The following is a 16,970-nucleotide window of genomic DNA, read 5'->3' on the forward strand; positions in this document are numbered from 1 at the left end:
ATATAGAATCTACAACTCCCTCCCCCTCCACAACACTCTGCCCACCCCCCCCCCCCCCCCCCCCCCCCCCCCCCCCCCCCCCCCCCCCCCCCCCCCCCCCCCCCCCCCCCCGGACCCGTCAGGCCACCGAGATGGTCTCGCCGTCGACGGTAATGGTCTTCTCCTCCAGCGGCGCCGACGCCGGGCCGGAGAGCACCGAGCCGTCGGAAATGGAGAAGCTGCTGAAGTGGCAGGTGCAGTTGATGGTGCCACCGTCGAGGTTGGCCACCGGGCAGCCCTGGTGGGTGCAGACGTTGCTGAATGCCTTGAACTCTCCCTCGGCGGGCTGGGTGACCACGACCCCCTGGGCGGCGAGGATGACGCCGCTGCCGACCGGCACCTGGCCGGTGGTGAGCCCGTCGCCGCCGGACCCGGTGTCGCCGCCGCCGTCCGTTCCGCTGTCCGTACCGCCGTCCGTGCCGGCGGGCTGGCCCGCGTCGACCGGCGCGTTCGCACCGTCGCCCAGGTCGTCGTCGGTACCGGTGCCGCAGGCGGCGAGCGCCACGGTCGCTCCGACCCCGCTTGCGCCGATCAGCAGCGCCCGGCGGCTGGTCGGACCGGTGTCGGTCGTCGTCTGGTGCTCAGTCATTCAGCTTGCCTCCTGTCAGTTGCCACGGCTGGTCGTCCGTGGCCACGCCAGTAGAAACGGCGACGCGTCACGAACGGTTCATCCCGGTATGACGGTAGGACCATGATTCATACGCAGCCGTAGACGCCGCTGTACGGGAGCTGTGTCAATGCTGTGCGACGGCTTCGGCCGCCCGGCGCCCACCAGTGCCGCGCTTGGCTCTGGCCGTCGGGCTCTTCGTCCGGCCGGGCGTACCGTTGGCCTTCGCGGCCCGCGCGGACGCGGCGGCGGCTCCACCGGCGTCGCCGGCGCGGCCCAGGACCGGGCGCAGGAACGCCCCGGTGTGGCTCTCGGCGACCTCGGCGACCTCCTCCGGCGTGCCGGCGGCCACCACGGTGCCGCCCCGGTGCCCGCCCTCCGGCCCCATGTCGATCAGCCAGTCGGCGGTCTTGATCACGTCGAGGTTGTGCTCGATGACCACCACGGTGTTGCCCTTGTCGACCAGACCGGCCAGCACGGTCAGCAGCTTGCGGATGTCCTCGAAGTGCAGCCCGGTGGTCGGCTCGTCGAGCACGTAGACGGTCCGGCCCGTGGAGCGTTTCTGCAACTCGGAGGCGAGCTTGACGCGCTGTGCCTCGCCGCCGGACAGGGTCGGCGCCGGCTGGCCGAGCCGTACGTAGCCCAGGCCGACGTCGACCAGGGTCTTCAGGTGCCGGTGGATCGCCGGGATGGCCTCGAAGAAGTCGGCAGCCTCCTCGATCGGCATCTGCAGAATCTCGGCGATGGTGCGGCCCTTGTAGTGGACCTCGAGGGTCTCCCGGTTGTACCGGTCGCCCTTGCAGACCTCGCACGGCACGTAGACGTCCGGCAGGAAGTTCATCTCGATCTTGATGGTGCCGTCGCCCGAGCACGCCTCGCACCGGCCGCCCTTGACGTTGAACGAGAACCGCCCCGGACCGTAGCCGCGCACCTTGGCCTCGGTCGTCTCGGCGAACAACCGGCGGACGTGGTCGAACACCCCGGTGTAGGTCGCCGGATTCGACCGTGGGGTACGGCCGATCGGCGACTGGTCGACGCCGACGACCTTGTCCACGTGGTCCAGCCCGGTGATCCGGGTGTGCCGGCCGGGCACCAGCCGGGCGTTGTTGATCTGGTTGGCCAGTACGGTGTAGAGGATGTCGTTGACCAGCGTCGACTTGCCGGAGCCGCTGACCCCGGTGACCGCGATCAGCTGGCCGAGCGGGAACGTGACGGTCAGGTTGCGCAGGTTGTGCTCGCGGGCGCCGTGCACCACCAGCTCCCGGCCGGCCGTCGCCGGCCGCCGGGTGGCCGGCACCGGGATCGCCCTGCGACCGGACAGGTACGCCCCGGTCAGCGACTCGTCGCTGGTCAGTAGCTCGTCGACCGGCCCGCTGTGCACGATCCGGCCGCCGTGCTCACCGGCGCCCGGCCCGATGTCGACGATCCAGTCGGCGGTCCGGATGGTGTCCTCGTCGTGCTCGACCACGATCAGCGTGTTGCCCAGGCCGCGCAGCCGCACCAGGGTTTCGATCAGCCGGTGGTTGTCCCGCTGGTGCAACCCGATCGACGGCTCGTCCAGCACGTACAGCACCCCGACCAGGCCGGAGCCGATCTGGGTGGCGAGCCGGATCCGCTGCGCCTCGCCGCCGGACAGGGTGCCGGCCGGGCGGTCCAGCGACAGGTAGTCCAGTCCGACGTCGACCAGGAACCGCAGCCGGGCGTTGATCTCCTTGAGCACCCGCTCGGCGATCATCTTCTGCCGGTCGGTGAGCACCAGCCCGCCCAGCAGGTCGGCGCACTCGCCGACGGACAGCCCGGTCACCTCGGCGATGTTGCGCCCGGCCACGGTCACCGCGAGCACCTCGGGCTTGAGCCGGGCGCCGCCGCACGACCCGCACGGCACGTCCCGCATGTAGCCCTCGTACTTCTCCCGCGACCATTCCGACTCGGTGTCGGTGTGCCGCCGCTCGATCCACTGCACCACGCCCTCGAAGCCGGTGTAGTAGGACCGCTCCCGGCCGTACTTGTTGCGGTAGCGGACGTGCACCTGGTCGTCGGCGCCGTACAGGATGGTCTTCTGCGCCCGGCTGGGCAGTTTGCGCCACGGGGTGTCCAGGTCGAAGTGCTCCGCCTCGCCGAGCGCGGCCAGCAGCCGGGCGAAGTACTCCTGGGTCTGCCCGCCGGACCACGGCTGGATGGCGCCGTCGCGCAGGGAGCGCTCCACGTCCGGGACGACCAGCTCCGCGTCGACCTCTTTCTTGGTCCCCAGACCGACGCATTCCGGGCAGGCACCGTAGGGCGCGTTGAACGAGAAGACCCGCGGCTCCAGGTCCTCGATCGCCAGCGGATGATCGTTCGGGCAGGCCAGGTGCTCGGAGAAGCGTCGCTCGCGGGCCGGGTCGTCCTCGGCGAGGTCGACGAAGTCGAGCAGCACGATGCCACCGGTGAGGCCGAGCGCCGACTCCACCGAGTCGGTCAGCCGACGCCGGGCGCTGGCCTTGACGGTCAGCCGGTCGACGACCACCTCGATCGTGTGCTTCTCCTGCTTCTTGAGCTTCGGCGGCTCGGTCAACGGGTGGACCACGCCGTCGACCCGGGCCCGGGCGTACCCCTTGGCCTGCAGATCGGCGAAGAGGTCGAGGTACTCGCCCTTGCGCCCGCGCACCACCGGGGCGAGCACCATGAACCGGGTGCCCTCGGGCATGGCCAGCACCCGGTCGACGATCTGCTGCGGGGTCTGTCGGGAGATCCGCTCGCCGCAGACCGGGCAGTGCGGCTCGCCGACCCGGGCGAAGAGCAGCCGCAGGTAGTCGTAGACCTCGGTGATCGTGCCGACGGTGGACCGCGGGTTGCGCGAGGTGGACTTCTGGTCGATGGAGACCGCCGGAGACAGCCCTTCGATGAAGTCGACGTCCGGTTTGTCCATCTGGCCGAGAAACTGCCGGGCGTACGACGACAGCGACTCGACATAGCGCCGCTGTCCCTCGGCGAAGATGGTGTCGAACGCGAGGCTCGACTTGCCCGAGCCGGACAGCCCGGTGAACACGATGAGCGCGTCACGTGGCAGGTCAAGGCTGACGTCGCGGAGGTTGTGCTCACGCGCGCCACGGATGATCAATCGGTCGGCCACGGTCCGCCTGCTCCCGTAGAGGCTCACAAGATCTGCGTTGGTCGGGTGTCTGAATCGTCATTTTCGTCGCTTCTAGCCAGTGGTCTGTAGCTGACCTGGCCGACGCCCCGGCAACTGTAGCCCCAGGCTCCGACAACTCTGCCCGACACACGTCGTCACCCGATCGAGGTACCCCGGAACCAGTCCCGCCGATACCGCCCGGGCGGGCCGGATCGGCCGGCATACTGCACATACTGGTCAAGTCACCCATTGACCTGGCGTGGAGCAGGGGGTTCCTCCACGTGTCAGCGGGCCGGCCCGTCCGATCGGGGGGTGGGACGGGTCGGCCCCCGCTGCCACCCGGCCGGCAGGACCGACCAAGCCGGCAATGTCGGGCCGGTCAGCGGCACCGTATCCTCTGGTCCCATGTCCGACGCTGTCTCCGACGCCACGGTCGACGCGAACGCTACGCCCGATGCGAGAGTCATGCTCGATACGAATCTCAAACCCGACGCGGCCGTACCCGAAACCGACGGGTCGCCGCCCGGCACGACAGGGCAGCAGCCCTCCCGCCGCCGTGGCGGCCGCTGGCTGCGTCTCGCCCTGCTCGTCACAGGGCTGTCGCTGATCCTGGTGGTCGGCGGTACCGCCGCCGCCGGGTGGCTGTACGCCCGGTCCGTCGAGTCGCACGTCGACAAGGTGGAGATCTTCACCGCACTGCCCGAGGCGCAACGCCCGGTCAAGGCCGTCGAGCAGGCGAGGAACTTCTTGATCGTCGGCAGCGACTCGCGGGATCCGGACACCTCCGGTTCCCGCACCGACACGATCATCCTGGCGCACCTGCCGGCCGACCGCGGCGGCGTACAGATGATCTCCATCCCCCGGGACACCTGGGTCCGGGTGCCGGACCCGGACGGCGGCGACGGCCGCCAAGACAAGATCAACTCCGCGTACGCGACCGGCGGGACGCCGCTGCTGGTGCAGACCGTGGAGGGATTCACCGGGGTCCGGATCGACCACGTGGTGCTCATCGACTTCGCCGGCTTCGCCGAGATCATCGACGCCGTCGGCGGAATCGAACTCGCCGTCGACGAGTCGTTCACCTCGGTCCACCCGCCATACCGGCAGTTCACCGCCGGGCTGCAGCAGATGGACGGCGACACCGCGCTGGACTACGCCCGGCAGCGCAAGCAGTTCGCCGACGGCGACTTCACCCGGGTGCGGCACCAGCAGGAGATCATCGCGGCGGTGCTGGACCAGGCCAGCGGCAGTGGGCTGCTCACCAGCCCGGGCCGGCTCGACGACTTCCTGCGCGCCACCGCCGACGCGGTCACCGTGGACGAGGGCACCTCGGTGTTCGACACGGTGTGGGCGCTGCGGCAGCTGCGCAGCACCGACCTGACCATGCTCACCTCGCCGTCGGCGGGCACCGGTCAGCAGGCCGGGCAGAGTGTCGTGTTCCCCGACGACGCGGCCGCGGCCGACCTGTACGCGGCGGTCCGCGGCGACACCGTCGACGACTGGCTGCGCGAACACCCGACCGGCCGCTGACCCGGCGTCACCGCTGCCGGTTACGTGCCCGGTTCTCCTTCGAGATCCGCTTCCACCTGGCCCGCTCGGCGGCGGCCAGCCGCGCGTCCCGGCGACGCATCTCATGCGCGACCTCCCGCTGCAGGCGCTGCCAACTCTCCCAGCGGCGCACCGGCAGGTCGCCGGACTCGATCGCGGCACGCACCGCGCAGCCCGGCTCACCGCTGTGCGCGCAGTCGGCGAACCGGCAGGCGGCGGCGAGCTCGGCCACGTCGGAGAACGCCTCATCCAGGCCGTCGGCGGAGTCCAGCAGACCCACCGCCCGTACGCCCGGGGTGTCCAGCACCGCCCCGCCGCCGGGGATCGGGATCAGCGCCCGGTAGGTGGTGGTGTGTCGGCCCTTGCCGTCGACCCGACGGATGGCCTGCACCCCCATCACCTCGGTGCCGGCCAGCGCATTCACCAGCGTCGACTTGCCCGCCCCGGACGGCCCCAGCAGCCCCAGGGTGCGGCCGGGCGCCGCGAGCCGGGACACCTCGTCGATGCCGTCACCGCGCTGCGCGCTGACCGCGATGACCGGTACGCCCGGTGCCACGGCGGACACCTGGTCGCCCACCGCCGCCGGGTCGGCCACCGCGTCGCACTTGGTCAGCAGGACCACCGGCTCGGCGCCGGACTCCCAGGCCAACGCCAGGAAGCGTTCGATGCGGCCCAGGTCGGGTGCCGGGTGCATCGGTTCGACGACGGCGGCCGTGTCGACGTTGGCGGCGAGCACCTGCCCGGTGGAGTCCTTGTCGGCGGTACGGCGCACCAGCGCGGTCCGCCGGGGCAGCACCTGCTCGACGGTGGTCCGCTCGTCCGGCCAGGTCCGCACCAGCACCCAGTCGCCGGCGCAGGGCAGGGCCACCGGGTCGGACGCGGCGGCGGTGAGGACCGCGCCGGCGACACTGGCCCGCATCGGTCCGTCGGCCACCAGTACGGTGCACACCCCGCGGTCCACCCGGGCCACCCGGCCGGGCTGGTGGTCGGTGTCGGGAGCCGGCAGGGCACGGTCGTGGAAGGCGTCCCAGCCGAGGGACGCGAGATCGAACGTCATGGGAACCCTTGTCAGGTCGTGGGGTGCCCGCCGGCCGGACCGGCCGGACGACCCCGGTGGGAAGGAGAGGCGGACGGACCGCAGGGGACAGTCACGGTCACCACCACCTCCCTCCGGAGAGCTCTGCCTGACGCGTCACGGCAACGGTAGCCTTCTGACGGCAGCCGGGGAAAGCCAATTCCGCCCAGCCACGACCAGCAGGAGGTTCCGGTGCCCTACCAGGGAGATGTCACCGTCGGCGGCGCGCCGGACGTCCGGGAGCTGACCGGGCTCACCATCACCAAGATCGCGGTCGGGCCGATGGACAACAACTCCTACCTGCTGCGCTGCACCAGCACCGGCGAGCAGGTGCTGATCGACGCGGCGAACGAGGCACCCCGGCTGCTGGAGCTGATCGGGCCGGCCGGGCTCGCCGCCGTGGTCACCACCCACCAGCACATGGACCACTGGGTCGCGCTGGAGGAGGTGGCCGCCGCGACCGGGGCCGCCTCGCTCGCCCACCCGGCCGACGCCGACGGGCTGCCCCTGGTCACCGCCACCATCACCGACGGCGACCGGGTCGCGGTCGGCGACTGTGAACTGGAGGTCGTCCACCTGGTCGGGCACACGCCCGGCTCGGTCGCCCTGCTCTACCGGGATCCGCGCGGGGTGGCGCACCTGTTCACCGGCGACGCGTTGTTCCCCGGCGGGGTCGGCAACACCCGCGGCGACCGGCGCAACTTCCTGTCTCTGATCGACGACGTCGAGCGCAAGCTGTTCGACCGGCTGCCCGACGACACCTGGTTCTACCCCGGTCACGGGAAGGACTCCACGCTCGGTGCCGAGCGTCCGGCGCTGCCACAGTGGCGGACCCGCGGTTGGTGACCCGTCACCGGCGACGCGGCGACGCGGCGACGGTCAGATCGTGCGGCGACCGCCGGTCACGGCGAGCACCTCGCCGGTCGTGTAGCTGGACTCCTGCGAGGCGAAGAAGACGAACGACGGGGCCAGCTCCGCCGGCTGCGCCGGCCGACCGATCGGCGACGTGGTGCCGAACTTGCCCACCGCCTCCGGCGGCATGGTCGCCGGAATCAACGGCGTCCAGACCGGCCCGGGCGCCACCGAGTTCACCCGGATCCCCTGGTCGACCAGGTTCGCCGCCAGCCCTTTGGTGAAGTTCACGATGCCCGCCTTGGTGGTCGCGTAGTCCAACAACGACGGCGACGGATCGAACGCCTGGATCGACGACGTGTTGATGATGCTGGACCCCGGCGGCATGTGCGGCACGGCCGCCCTGCAGATCCAGAACAACGCGTACAGGTTGGTCTTCAGCACCCGGTCGAACTGCTCGGTGGAGATCTCCGCGATCCCCTTCTCCTGCGCCATCTGGTACCCGGCGTTGTTGACCAGAATGTCGATGCCGCCGAGCTCCTCGACGGCGCGTCGCACCAGCTCCACGCACTGATGCTCGGTGGTGATGTCGCCCGGTACCGGCACCGCCCGCCGGCCGGCCGACTCGACCAGCCGGACCGTCTCCCGGGCGTCGCGCTCCTCCTGCGGCAGGTACGACAGCACGACGTCGGCACCTTCCCGGGCGAACGCGAGCGCCACCGCGCGACCGATCCCCGAGTCCCCGCCGGTGATCACCGCCCGCCGGTCGGTCAACCTGCCGGAGCCGCGGTAACTCTCCTCGCCGTGGTCCGGCGGCGGGTCCATCCTGACCCCAGTGCCCGGTGGCGGCTGCTTCTGCACCGGCTGCCCCCGCCGCTGACCGTACTGCTCCGTCGGATCCTGCCGGCTGTGCTGGTCGGCCATGATCGTTCGCTCCTCACGGTACGGGCGCAACGGGTGTGAACACCGCAGCCGTACCCACACCACCCCGGACCGAAACCGCCTGCCGGTTCCCGAACCCAATCGCCGACCGCTCAGTTCTGCAGGAAGCCCTGGGCGACCCGGGCCTCGGCCAGCAACCGGGAGCAGGCCGCCGGGTCGGACTCGGTGATGGTGGGCACCTCGTCCTCGCCGCTGAGGCTGCGCAGGAACGCGAGTTCGGCGGGCCCGATGTGCCGGACCTTGCCGCTGTCGTGCACGACGTAGATCGGGTTCGGGGTCTGGATGGTGCACTGCACGAGGTACATGACGGTGTCTCCCGGGTCGTCGAGGTCGTCGATAATCCATCGTGGTCGGGGTGGTACCGGCGGTCGGATCGCGGTGACGATCTGCGCTGCTCGGGCGACGATCGTCGGTTTCTGAGCGACGATTGCCGGACCGGGACACTGGCTGTGTCCCCAGTCGAAGCCGTTCTCGGCACCCATGCTGTGGTGGCCCAGTCCGCGTTCGCGCGGGCTGTTCGCGTTGCGGACCGGCACGCCGTGTTCGAGGTGTGATCGGGCCAGCAGTTGGGCGTTCGCCTCCAGCTGGGGTGCGGTGAGCCGGTCCGGCAGGAACCCCTCGTTCTCGATACTGAGCCAGGTGCGGTTGCCCGCCCGCTGTGTCCACGCCCGGATCTCGGTGTCGACCATCTGCGCGATGCGCCCGTCCTTGGCCACGACGAAGTGCGACGACACCCGCGACGCGGGGTTGCGCTGCCAGGCGATGGTGCCCTCGAAGTATCCGGCGGCGATGTGCACCACGATGCCGTGGTGCGCGTCGAGGCGGTCCTCCGGCTCGTTCAACGCACCGGTGCCGTTGCCGCTGTTCACGGTGGGACCCCGCCAGGTAGCGAGATCGGTCCAGATTCCCATGTGGTGGTGCCTCCTTTCCCAGCCGGCGGATGGGTGGGTGGGTGGATCGATTCCGGTCGACGTCGGAGGAACGTGGGACCGTGGACCGGCTCGGCCGCCGCCTGCCGGGTGGCCCCGCTCACCGGGGCGGTTCCGCTCGCCGGTGCGGGCGCCGCCGCGACATCAGGTCCACTGTGCGCACCAGCTGGCCAGGCCGGTGACTCACCTCGACTGGCACGTCCGGCGACGACTCGACTCCGGTCCTCCCGGTGTCGTCAGTCCTGGTGACCGACGCCCTCCCGACGGTGCCATGTATCGAGAATAGCGTGACTAGCAAGCTCCTGACCAGGGCGAATAACTCTGAGTATTGGCAACGATGCGCAGGGTGTGAGTCGCTGCCGACTCTGGCCGGATGACACCGGCCCGCCGCCGGAAGATCCTCAGTCCTGTGTGACCGGCAACCAGACCACCGACGGCCGCTGCGGGTCGTGGAAGATCCACCGTTCGCTGCTCCGCAGCCGCGCGGCGGTACCCAGCGGCTCACCAGATCCCGGGTTCCTCGCCCACCGCGGATGCGCGCCACCGCTGACCTGCACCCGTAACCGCTCTCCTGCTGCCAGCCGGCAGGCGGTCGGCCAGAGGGTCACCGGCACCCGGACCACCTCGCCGCCCGCCTCGCCATCCACCCGGGACAGACCATCACAGATGTTCCAGGATCTACCGCGCAGGTCGACGCGGCACAGCCGGACGAACACGTCGAAGTACGCGACGCTGCAGCGGACGTACACCTCGGCCGTCACCGGGCCGATCAGCTCCACCGGCCGGTCCAACGGCCCGCTCGTGTAGGTCAGCACGTCCGGGCGGGCCTCCAGCCCCCGGTTGTCGCGCACCCCGGCGTGCTGGGCGATCAGCATCGGCCCGCCCACCGCCGGAGTCGGTGCGGCCGGGTCGTAGCGGTGCCGGTCCGGCGCCGACCGGGGCGGCACCGACCGGCCCAGCCGACCGCCCGGCCACAGGTACCACCCGGTGGTCGTCACCGGCGGCGGCCAGTCGGCGAGGTCACGCCACCCGGCCCCGGCGACGTGCACCCGCACCGGCCGGTGCCCGGACGCGGCGGGCCCCTCGCCGAAATGGGTCGCGAAGAACTCCGCCGCCTCCCGGTACGCCGTGACGAACAGTCCGGGACTGCCGTGCGTCCACGGCCCGACGATGAGCCGGGGCCGCCGGCCGGCCGCCCGCAACGCCGCGTAGTCGGCCAACTGGGCCGGCAGGAAGATGTCGTGCCAACCGGTCACCATCGACACCGGGGCCCGGACCTGGGCGACCTCGCGGTGGAAGGTGCGGGGCAGCCAGTACGGTGCCGCCGGACGGTGCTGGGTGAGCCACTCCTGGAAGAACGGCACGGTGGCGCCGGTCGCGACCCGGTCGGCCTCGGCCAGTGGCAGGTGCGCCAGACCTGCGGTCAGCCGGGGCAGGCCACGGCGTAGCTCACGCTGGCGGCTCAGCCACGGCACCTGCTGGGCCGACATCAGCTCCGCCCAGGTCAGCACCGTGTCCAGCGAGAAGCCCCCGCCGGCGTACGTGGAGTCGCGGGTCTGCGCGGCGGTGACCACCGCGACCATCGCCCGCAGGTCGTCGCCGGCGTGGGCGGCCGTGGCCCACTGCCCGAAGCCCTGGTAGGAGATGCCGAAGGTGCCGAGCCGGCCGTCGTACCAGGGTTGCCGGCGCAGCCACTCCAGGGTGTCCAGCCCGTCGGCCTGCTCGTGCAGCAGCGGCTCGAACAGCCCGTCGGACCCGAACGTGCCCCGGCAGGACTGGACGACGCAGTGCCAGCCACGGCGGGCGAACAGCAGACCGAGCAGCCGGACCGGACCGCCTCGACCGTACGGGGTCCGGATCAGCACGGTCGGCGCGGTGCCCGCACCCACCGGCCGATAGTGGTCGGTCCGCAGCCGCAACCCGTCGCGGGTCCGCACGGCGAGGTCGCGCCGGATCCGCACCCGCGACGGACCCCCGGTTCCGAACCGCCGCAGGCCCGGGATCCCGAACCGCCGCAGGCCGGCGACACCGTGCCGCCGATCGGGCCGGCCGCCGGCTACGCCGTCAGCGCCCACGGCCACCGTCCCGGGCGGCCGCGCGCACCTCGTCTCGGTGCTCCCGGGTTGACTCGCCCATCGCCGTCAGGAACCGGCGGACCGTCTCCAACTCGTCGTCGGTGAAGTCGGCCATCACGGCGTCGGTACGCCGGCCCAGCGGGGCGAAGAACTCGCGGGCCAGGGTGGCACCCTCGGCCGCGTACCGCAGCCGCACCTTGCGCCGGTCGTCCGGGTCCCGGTCGCGGTAGAGGTGTCCGGCCCGCTCCAGCCGGTCCACCAGTGCGGTGACCGAGCCGGAGGTCAAGTTGAGGTGTGCGCCCAGGCCGCCCGGGGTAATCGGTTCGCCGCTCTGTTCGGCGTCCATCACCGCGATCAGCGCCTGCAGGTCGGTGGCGTGCAGGTCGTGCAGCGCGGCGAAGGCATGACCGACGTGGCCGGCATCGACGGTGTAGCTGCGCAACCGGCGGATGATCTCCGCCACCACCGCTGGCCGACCGCTCGGCCGGGTCCCCCATACACCGGCGCCCACCGTGTGCCCTCCGATCCATGTCCTGACACGACCCTATCCCAGCCCGGCTATAGTCTTGATGAACGAGATACTGGATGGCCGTGAGATTTGGTACCCGCCCAATCGGCGACGAACGAGGTGCAAACATGCCCACACCGCTCGGCACCCGGCTCACCGGCATCATCTGCGGCCGGTGGACCGCCTGGCTGGTCCTGCTCACCGCAGCGGCCTTCTCCGCCGTGGTGATCGGCTTCGCCGGTGACCCCCGCACCGGTGACGACCCCACCGGGGCGCTGCCCGACTCCGCCGAGTCCGTCCAGGTCGCCGAACTGCGCCGGCAACTACCCGGCGGGCAGCTCAACCCGGCCCTCGTCGTCTACTCCCGCGGCGGTGCCCCGCTGACCGCCGACGACGACGCCGCGATCACCGCCGACCGCGCGGCCTTCGCCCGCGACGCCGTCGGCGACGTCGGCCCACCGGTGTACGCCCCCGACCGCACCGCCGCCCTGGTCGCCGTCCCACTACCCGCCGAGATCGACATCGAACGCCTCGGCGAAGTCGTCGACCGGCTCCGCGCCGAGGCCCGCGCCGGACTTCCCACCGGCGCCAAAGCCGAACTCACCGGCGGTGCCGGCTTCACCGCCGACGTCGCCGCCGCCTTCGACGGCGCCAACGTCACCCTGCTCGCCGCCACCGTCGCCGTCGTCGCCGCACTGCTGCTGATCACCTACCGCAGCCCTTGGCTGTGGCTGGTGCCGCTCGCCGTGGTCGGCACCGCCGATGTGGTCAGCAACGGACTCATCGCCATCGTCAGCCGCGCCGTCGACCTGCGGATCGACCCCTCCACCACCGGCATCGTCGACGTCCTCGTCTTCGGCGCCGGCACCAACTACGCCCTGCTGCTGATCGCCCGCTACCGCGAGGAACTGCGCCGCGAACCCGACCGCCGCCGAGCCCTGCGCCGCGCGCTGGGCTCCGCCGGGCCGGCGATCACCGCCAGCGCCCTGACCGTCGTGCTCAGCCTGCTCACCCTGCTCGCCGCCGTACTCGCCAACGACCGCGCGATCGGCGTCGCCGGCGCCGTCGGCATCACCACCGCCATGCTGTACGGCCTGATCGTGCTGCCCGCTGCCCTGTCCGTCTGCGGACGTGGCCTGTTCTGGCCGTTCGTCCCCCGCCCCGGCCAGCCCGACCCCACCCGCAGCGGCATCTGGGCCCGGGCCGGCGCCCTGGTCAGCCGCCGACCCCGCACCGTGCTCGCCGGGTCACTGCTGCTGCTCGCCGTGCTGGCCACCGGCCTGCTCGACGCCCGGATCGGGCTGAGCAAGACCGAACAGTTCCGGGTCAGCGCCGAATCCATCGACGGGCTGGCCACCCTGTCCCGGTCCTTCCCACCCGGGGCCGCCGACCCGGTGATCGTCGTCGCCAATGCCGCCCAGGCACCCGCGGTGCTCGCCGCCGCCGAAACGGTCGACGGAGTCACCAGCGCCCGACCGGCTGGCGGCACCGACGACCTCGCCGTCGTCGAGGTGGTGCTACGCGCCGAACCGGACAGCGCGGAAAGCTACCGCGCCATCCGGGACCTGCGGGCCACGCTCGACTCGGTACCAGCCGCCGACGCCCTCGTCGGCGGCTCGGTGGCCGCGAACCTGGACACCCGCGACGCCGCCCTGCGTGACCTGCGGGTCGTCGTCCCACTGGTGCTCGTGGTGGTGCTGGCGGTGCTGATCGTGCTGCTCCGGTCGATCGTCGCGCCGCTGATCCTGGTCGGTACGGTCGTCGCCACCTTCTTCGCCGCCGTCGGCGCGGCTACCACCCTGTTCACCCAGGTGCTCGGCTACCCGGCGCTGGACACCAGCGTGCCGCTGCTGGCGTTCCTGTTCCTGGTCGCCCTGGGTGTCGACTACAACATATTCCTCACCACCCGGGCCCGGGAGGAGGCGGCCGTCGACGGCACCCGGCAGGGCATGCGGACCGCGCTCGCCGTCACCGGCGGGGTGATCACCAGCGCCGGCATCCTGCTCGCCGCGGTCTTCACCGTCCTCGGCGTGCTGCCGCTGGTCACCCTGACCGAGATCGGGGTGATCGTCGGGTTCGGCGTACTGCTCGACACGTTGCTGGTCCGGACGCTGCTGGTGCCGGCGATCGCGATGGTGCTCGGCCGACGGTTCTGGTGGCCGAGCGCGCTCGGCCACCACCGCGTCCCGGAGCCGGTGCCGGTCAGGGCCGACCCGACGCCGAAGCCGGCCAGGGCCGACCCGATGCCGGGCCGGCGCGCCGATGCCGGAGGATAGGAGCATGCAGACCCGCTCCGATCTCCGTAACGTGGCCATCATCGCGCATGTCGACCACGGCAAGACCACGCTGGTTGACGCGATGCTGCGCCAAGGCGGCCAGCTGCACGCCCGCGCCGAACTGCCCGACCGGGCGCTGGACTCCATGGACCTGGAGCGCGAAAAGGGCATCACCATCCTGGCCAAGAACACCGCGATCAGCTACGTGCCCGACCAGGGCGACCCGGTCGTCATCAACATCATCGACACCCCGGGGCACGCCGACTTCGGCGGCGAGGTGGAACGCGGCCTCACCATGGTCGACGGCGTGGTGCTGCTGGTCGACGCCAGCGAAGGGCCGCTGCCGCAGACCCGGTTCGTGCTGCGCAAGGCACTGCAGGCCCGGCTACCGATCATCCTGGTGATCAACAAGGTGGACCGGCCGGACGCGCGGATCAAAGAGGTCGTCGACGACACCTACGAACTCTTCCTCGACCTCGACGCCGACGAGGCCCAGATCGACTTCCCGATCGTGTACGCCTGCGCCCGCGACGGCGTCGCCTCGCTGACCCAGCCGGCCGGCGGCGCGGTGCCGGACGACAGCGACAACCTGGAGCCACTGTTCCGTACCCTGTTGGAGACGATCCCGGCACCGGCCTTCGACCCGGAGGCGCCGTTGCAGGCGCACGTGACCAACCTCGACGCCTCGCCGTTCCTGGGCCGGCTGGCGCTGTGCCGGGTCCGGCAAGGCACCATCCGCAAGGGCCAGACCGTCGCCTGGTGCCGCACCGACGGCAGCCTGCAGAAGGTCCGCATCTCCGAACTGCTGATGACCGAGGGACTGGAACGCAAGCCCGCCGAGGCCGCCGGCCCGGGCGACATCATGGCGGTGGCCGGCATCCCGGACATCATGATCGGCGAGACCCTGGCCGACGCGGACGACCCCCGCCCGCTGCCGTTGATCACCGTCGACGAGCCGGCGATCTCGATGACCCTGGGCACCAACACCTCACCGTTGGCCGGCAAGGTCAAGGGGTCGAAGGTGACCGCCCGGCTGGTCAAGGACCGGCTGGACCGGGAACTGATCGGCAACGTGTCGCTGCGGGTGCTGCCCACCGAACGCCCGGACGCCTGGGAGGTGCAGGGCCGTGGTGAGCTGGCGCTGGCCATCCTGGTCGAGCAGATGCGCCGCGAGCAGTACGAGCTGACCGTCGGCAAGCCGCAGGTGGTCACCCGGGAGATCGACGGACGGGTCTGCGAGCCGGTGGAGCGGCTGACCATCGACGCCCCCGATGAGTACCTGGGCGCGATCACCCAGCTGCTGGCCACCCGGAAGGGCCGGATGGAGCAGCTGGTCAACCACGGCACCGGTTGGATCCGGATGGAGTGGCTGGTACCGGCCCGCGCGCTGATCGGGTTCCGGACCGAGTTCCTCACCGAGACCCGCGGCACCGGCATCCTGCACCACGTCTTCGAGTCCTACGAGCCGTGGTTCGGCGAGCTGCGGACCCGGCCCACCGGATCACTGGTCGCCGACCGGACCGGCGTGGCGACCAGCTTCGCCATGTTCAACCTGCAGGAACGCGGCTCGCTCTTCGTCGAACCGGGCACCCCGGTGTACGAGGGCATGCTGGTCGGCGAGAACTCCCGCGCCGACGACATGGACGTCAACATCACCAAAGAGAAGAAACTGACGAACATGCGTTCGTCGACCGCCGACGAGTTGGAGCGGCTGGTGCCGCCCCGCAAGCTCTCCCTGGAGCAGGCGCTGGAGTTCTGCCGCGAGGACGAGTGCGTCGAGGTCACCCCCGAGGCGGTACGGTTGCGCAAGGTGATCCTCGACCAGACCGCACGGGCCCGGGCGGCGGCCCGCCGCAAGCACCAGAGCTGAACCGCACTGCCGGTGGGAGCCCTCGGCACGGGGGTTCCACCGGCGGTGTCGGTCACTTGACGATGTCGGCGAGCTCCCGCTTACGGTCCCGGGACGTCTTGACCAGGCTGGCCACCGTGGTGACCAGCAGGGTCACGAAGATGACGGTCAGCGACAGCCAGATCGGGATGTGCGGTGCCCAGCCGACCGGATCGCCACCGTTGACGAAGAACAGGGTGTTGTCGGCCAACGCCTCCAGCACCAGCTTCACCCCGATGAAGCCCAGCACCACAGCCAGGCCGTAGCTGAGGTAGACCAGCCGTTCCAGCAGGCCGCCGAGCAGGAAGTAGAGCTGCCGCAGCCCCATCAACGCGAAGACGTTGGCGGTGAAGACCAGGTACGGCTCCTGGGTGATGCCGAAGATCGCCGGGATCGAGTCGAGCGCGAAGATCAGGTCGGTGACGCCGATCGCGATCATGACGATCAGCATCGGCGTGAACATCCGCCGGCCGGCCTCGGTCTCCGTGGTCAGCCGCCCACCGTCGTACGAGCCGGAGACCGGCAGCACCCGCCGGCTCCACCGGATCACCGCGTTCTCGGAGAACTCGTCGGTCGTCTCGGGCTGGCGTAGCTGACCGATCGCAGTGTAGATGAGGAAAGCGCCGAAGATGTAGAACACCCAGGAGAACTGGGAGATCAGCACGGCGCCTGCCGCGATGAACCCGCCTCGCAGCACCAGCGCCAGCACGACGCCGACCAGCAGCACCTTCTGCTGGTACTTCCGGGGCACCACGAACCGGCCCATGATGATCACGAAGACGAAGAGGTTGTCGACGGAAAGGCTCTTCTCCGTGACGTAGCCGGCGAAGAACTCGCCGGCGTACCGCCCGCCGGACGTGGCCCACACCCCGAGGCCGAAGATCACCGCGAGCACGATGTAGAAGACGGTCCAGCCGGCTGACTCGCGCATGCTCGGTTCATGCGGCCGCCGGACGATGATCAACAGGTCGGCGATCAGCACCGCGGTCAGTACGACCAGGCTGACCAGCCAAACCCAGGCTGGGATGTTCACTCGGACCTCCGGCAGACACAGGGCACCGCCGACCGGAACCGGGACGGGCTGCCCCGGTCTTCGTGGAGATGCGCACAGCAGTGACT

The 16,970-nt window shown here is 71.1% G+C and carries 11 protein-coding genes and 1 pseudogene; 4 read left to right on the forward strand and 8 right to left on the reverse strand.

Annotated features, from left to right (window positions below; all coding sequences use genetic code 11):
- Positions 1-118: 118 nt before the first annotated feature.
- Together ACXAHD_RS13400 and uvrA are read right to left on the reverse strand one after the other, a co-directional pair.
- On the reverse strand, positions 119-628 hold the full coding sequence (locus ACXAHD_RS13400; RefSeq protein WP_289213106.1) for a Rieske (2Fe-2S) protein: 510 nt from the start codon (positions 626-628) through the stop codon (positions 119-121).
- Positions 629-773: 145 nt separating this feature from the next.
- Complete coding sequence (gene uvrA / locus ACXAHD_RS13405) at positions 774-3,758, reverse strand: excinuclease ABC subunit UvrA (protein ID WP_281550428.1); 2,985 nt, start codon at positions 3,756-3,758, stop codon at positions 774-776.
- Between the two features lie 405 nt (positions 3,759-4,163).
- On the opposite strand from uvrA, the gene ACXAHD_RS13410 reads away from it, so the two are divergent.
- Entirely contained in the window at positions 4,164-5,288 is a 1,125-nt protein-coding gene (locus tag ACXAHD_RS13410; RefSeq protein WP_281550429.1) for an LCP family protein, read from the forward strand.
- On the opposite strand, the pseudogene rsgA reads toward ACXAHD_RS13410, so the two are convergent.
- Positions 5,283-6,363, reverse strand: a pseudogene (gene rsgA, locus ACXAHD_RS13415) (ribosome small subunit-dependent GTPase A); the annotation flags it as partial. The gene ACXAHD_RS13410 and the pseudogene rsgA sit on opposite strands and share 6 nt — an antisense overlap.
- A gap of 210 nt (positions 6,364-6,573) precedes the next feature.
- Between rsgA and ACXAHD_RS13420 the strand changes: the two are divergent.
- Positions 6,574-7,227 (forward strand): MBL fold metallo-hydrolase, encoded by a 654-nt coding sequence (locus tag ACXAHD_RS13420; RefSeq protein WP_281550431.1) that lies wholly within the window; start codon positions 6,574-6,576, stop codon positions 7,225-7,227.
- Between the two features lie 33 nt (positions 7,228-7,260).
- On the opposite strand, the gene ACXAHD_RS13425 is transcribed toward ACXAHD_RS13420, so the two are convergent.
- The 4 genes from ACXAHD_RS13425 to ACXAHD_RS13440 all read right to left on the reverse strand — a co-directional run bounded on the left by ACXAHD_RS13425 (position 7,261) and on the right by ACXAHD_RS13440 (position 11,690).
- On the reverse strand, positions 7,261-8,157 hold the full coding sequence (locus tag ACXAHD_RS13425; protein ID WP_475050865.1) for an SDR family oxidoreductase: 897 nt from the start codon (positions 8,155-8,157) through the stop codon (positions 7,261-7,263).
- Between the two features lie 110 nt (positions 8,158-8,267).
- Positions 8,268-9,086, reverse strand: coding sequence for an N-acetylmuramoyl-L-alanine amidase (locus ACXAHD_RS13430; protein ID WP_281550432.1), 819 nt, complete (start codon positions 9,084-9,086; stop codon positions 8,268-8,270).
- Positions 9,087-9,505: 419 nt separating this feature from the next.
- The gene (locus ACXAHD_RS13435; protein ID WP_281555622.1) at positions 9,506-11,122 is read right to left on the reverse strand and encodes a CocE/NonD family hydrolase; all 1,617 of its coding nucleotides are present in this window, start codon (positions 11,120-11,122) and stop codon (positions 9,506-9,508) included.
- Positions 11,123-11,168: 46 nt separating this feature from the next.
- Positions 11,169-11,690, reverse strand: a complete 522-nt coding sequence (locus ACXAHD_RS13440; RefSeq protein ID WP_281550433.1) for a MarR family winged helix-turn-helix transcriptional regulator — start codon at positions 11,688-11,690, stop codon at positions 11,169-11,171.
- 125 nt (positions 11,691-11,815) lie between these two features.
- Between ACXAHD_RS13440 and ACXAHD_RS13445 the strand changes: the two genes are divergently transcribed.
- Both ACXAHD_RS13445 and typA read left to right on the forward strand, forming a co-directional pair.
- Positions 11,816-13,963: an MMPL family transporter gene (locus tag ACXAHD_RS13445; protein WP_281550434.1), complete on the forward strand. Its 2,148-nt coding sequence runs from the start codon at positions 11,816-11,818 to the stop codon at positions 13,961-13,963.
- A 4-nt stretch (positions 13,964-13,967) separates the two neighbouring features.
- Entirely contained in the window at positions 13,968-15,833 is a 1,866-nt protein-coding gene (gene typA, locus ACXAHD_RS13450; protein WP_281550435.1) for a translational GTPase TypA, read from the forward strand.
- 52 nt (positions 15,834-15,885) lie between these two features.
- Here the strand turns inward: typA and ACXAHD_RS13455 are convergent, their stop codons facing one another.
- Entirely contained in the window at positions 15,886-16,884 is a 999-nt protein-coding gene (locus ACXAHD_RS13455) for a TerC family protein (protein WP_281550436.1), read from the reverse strand.
- Between the last annotated feature and the right edge of the window lie 86 nt (positions 16,885-16,970).

This window comes from Micromonospora sp. ABR4_055, from assembly GCF_056160425.1.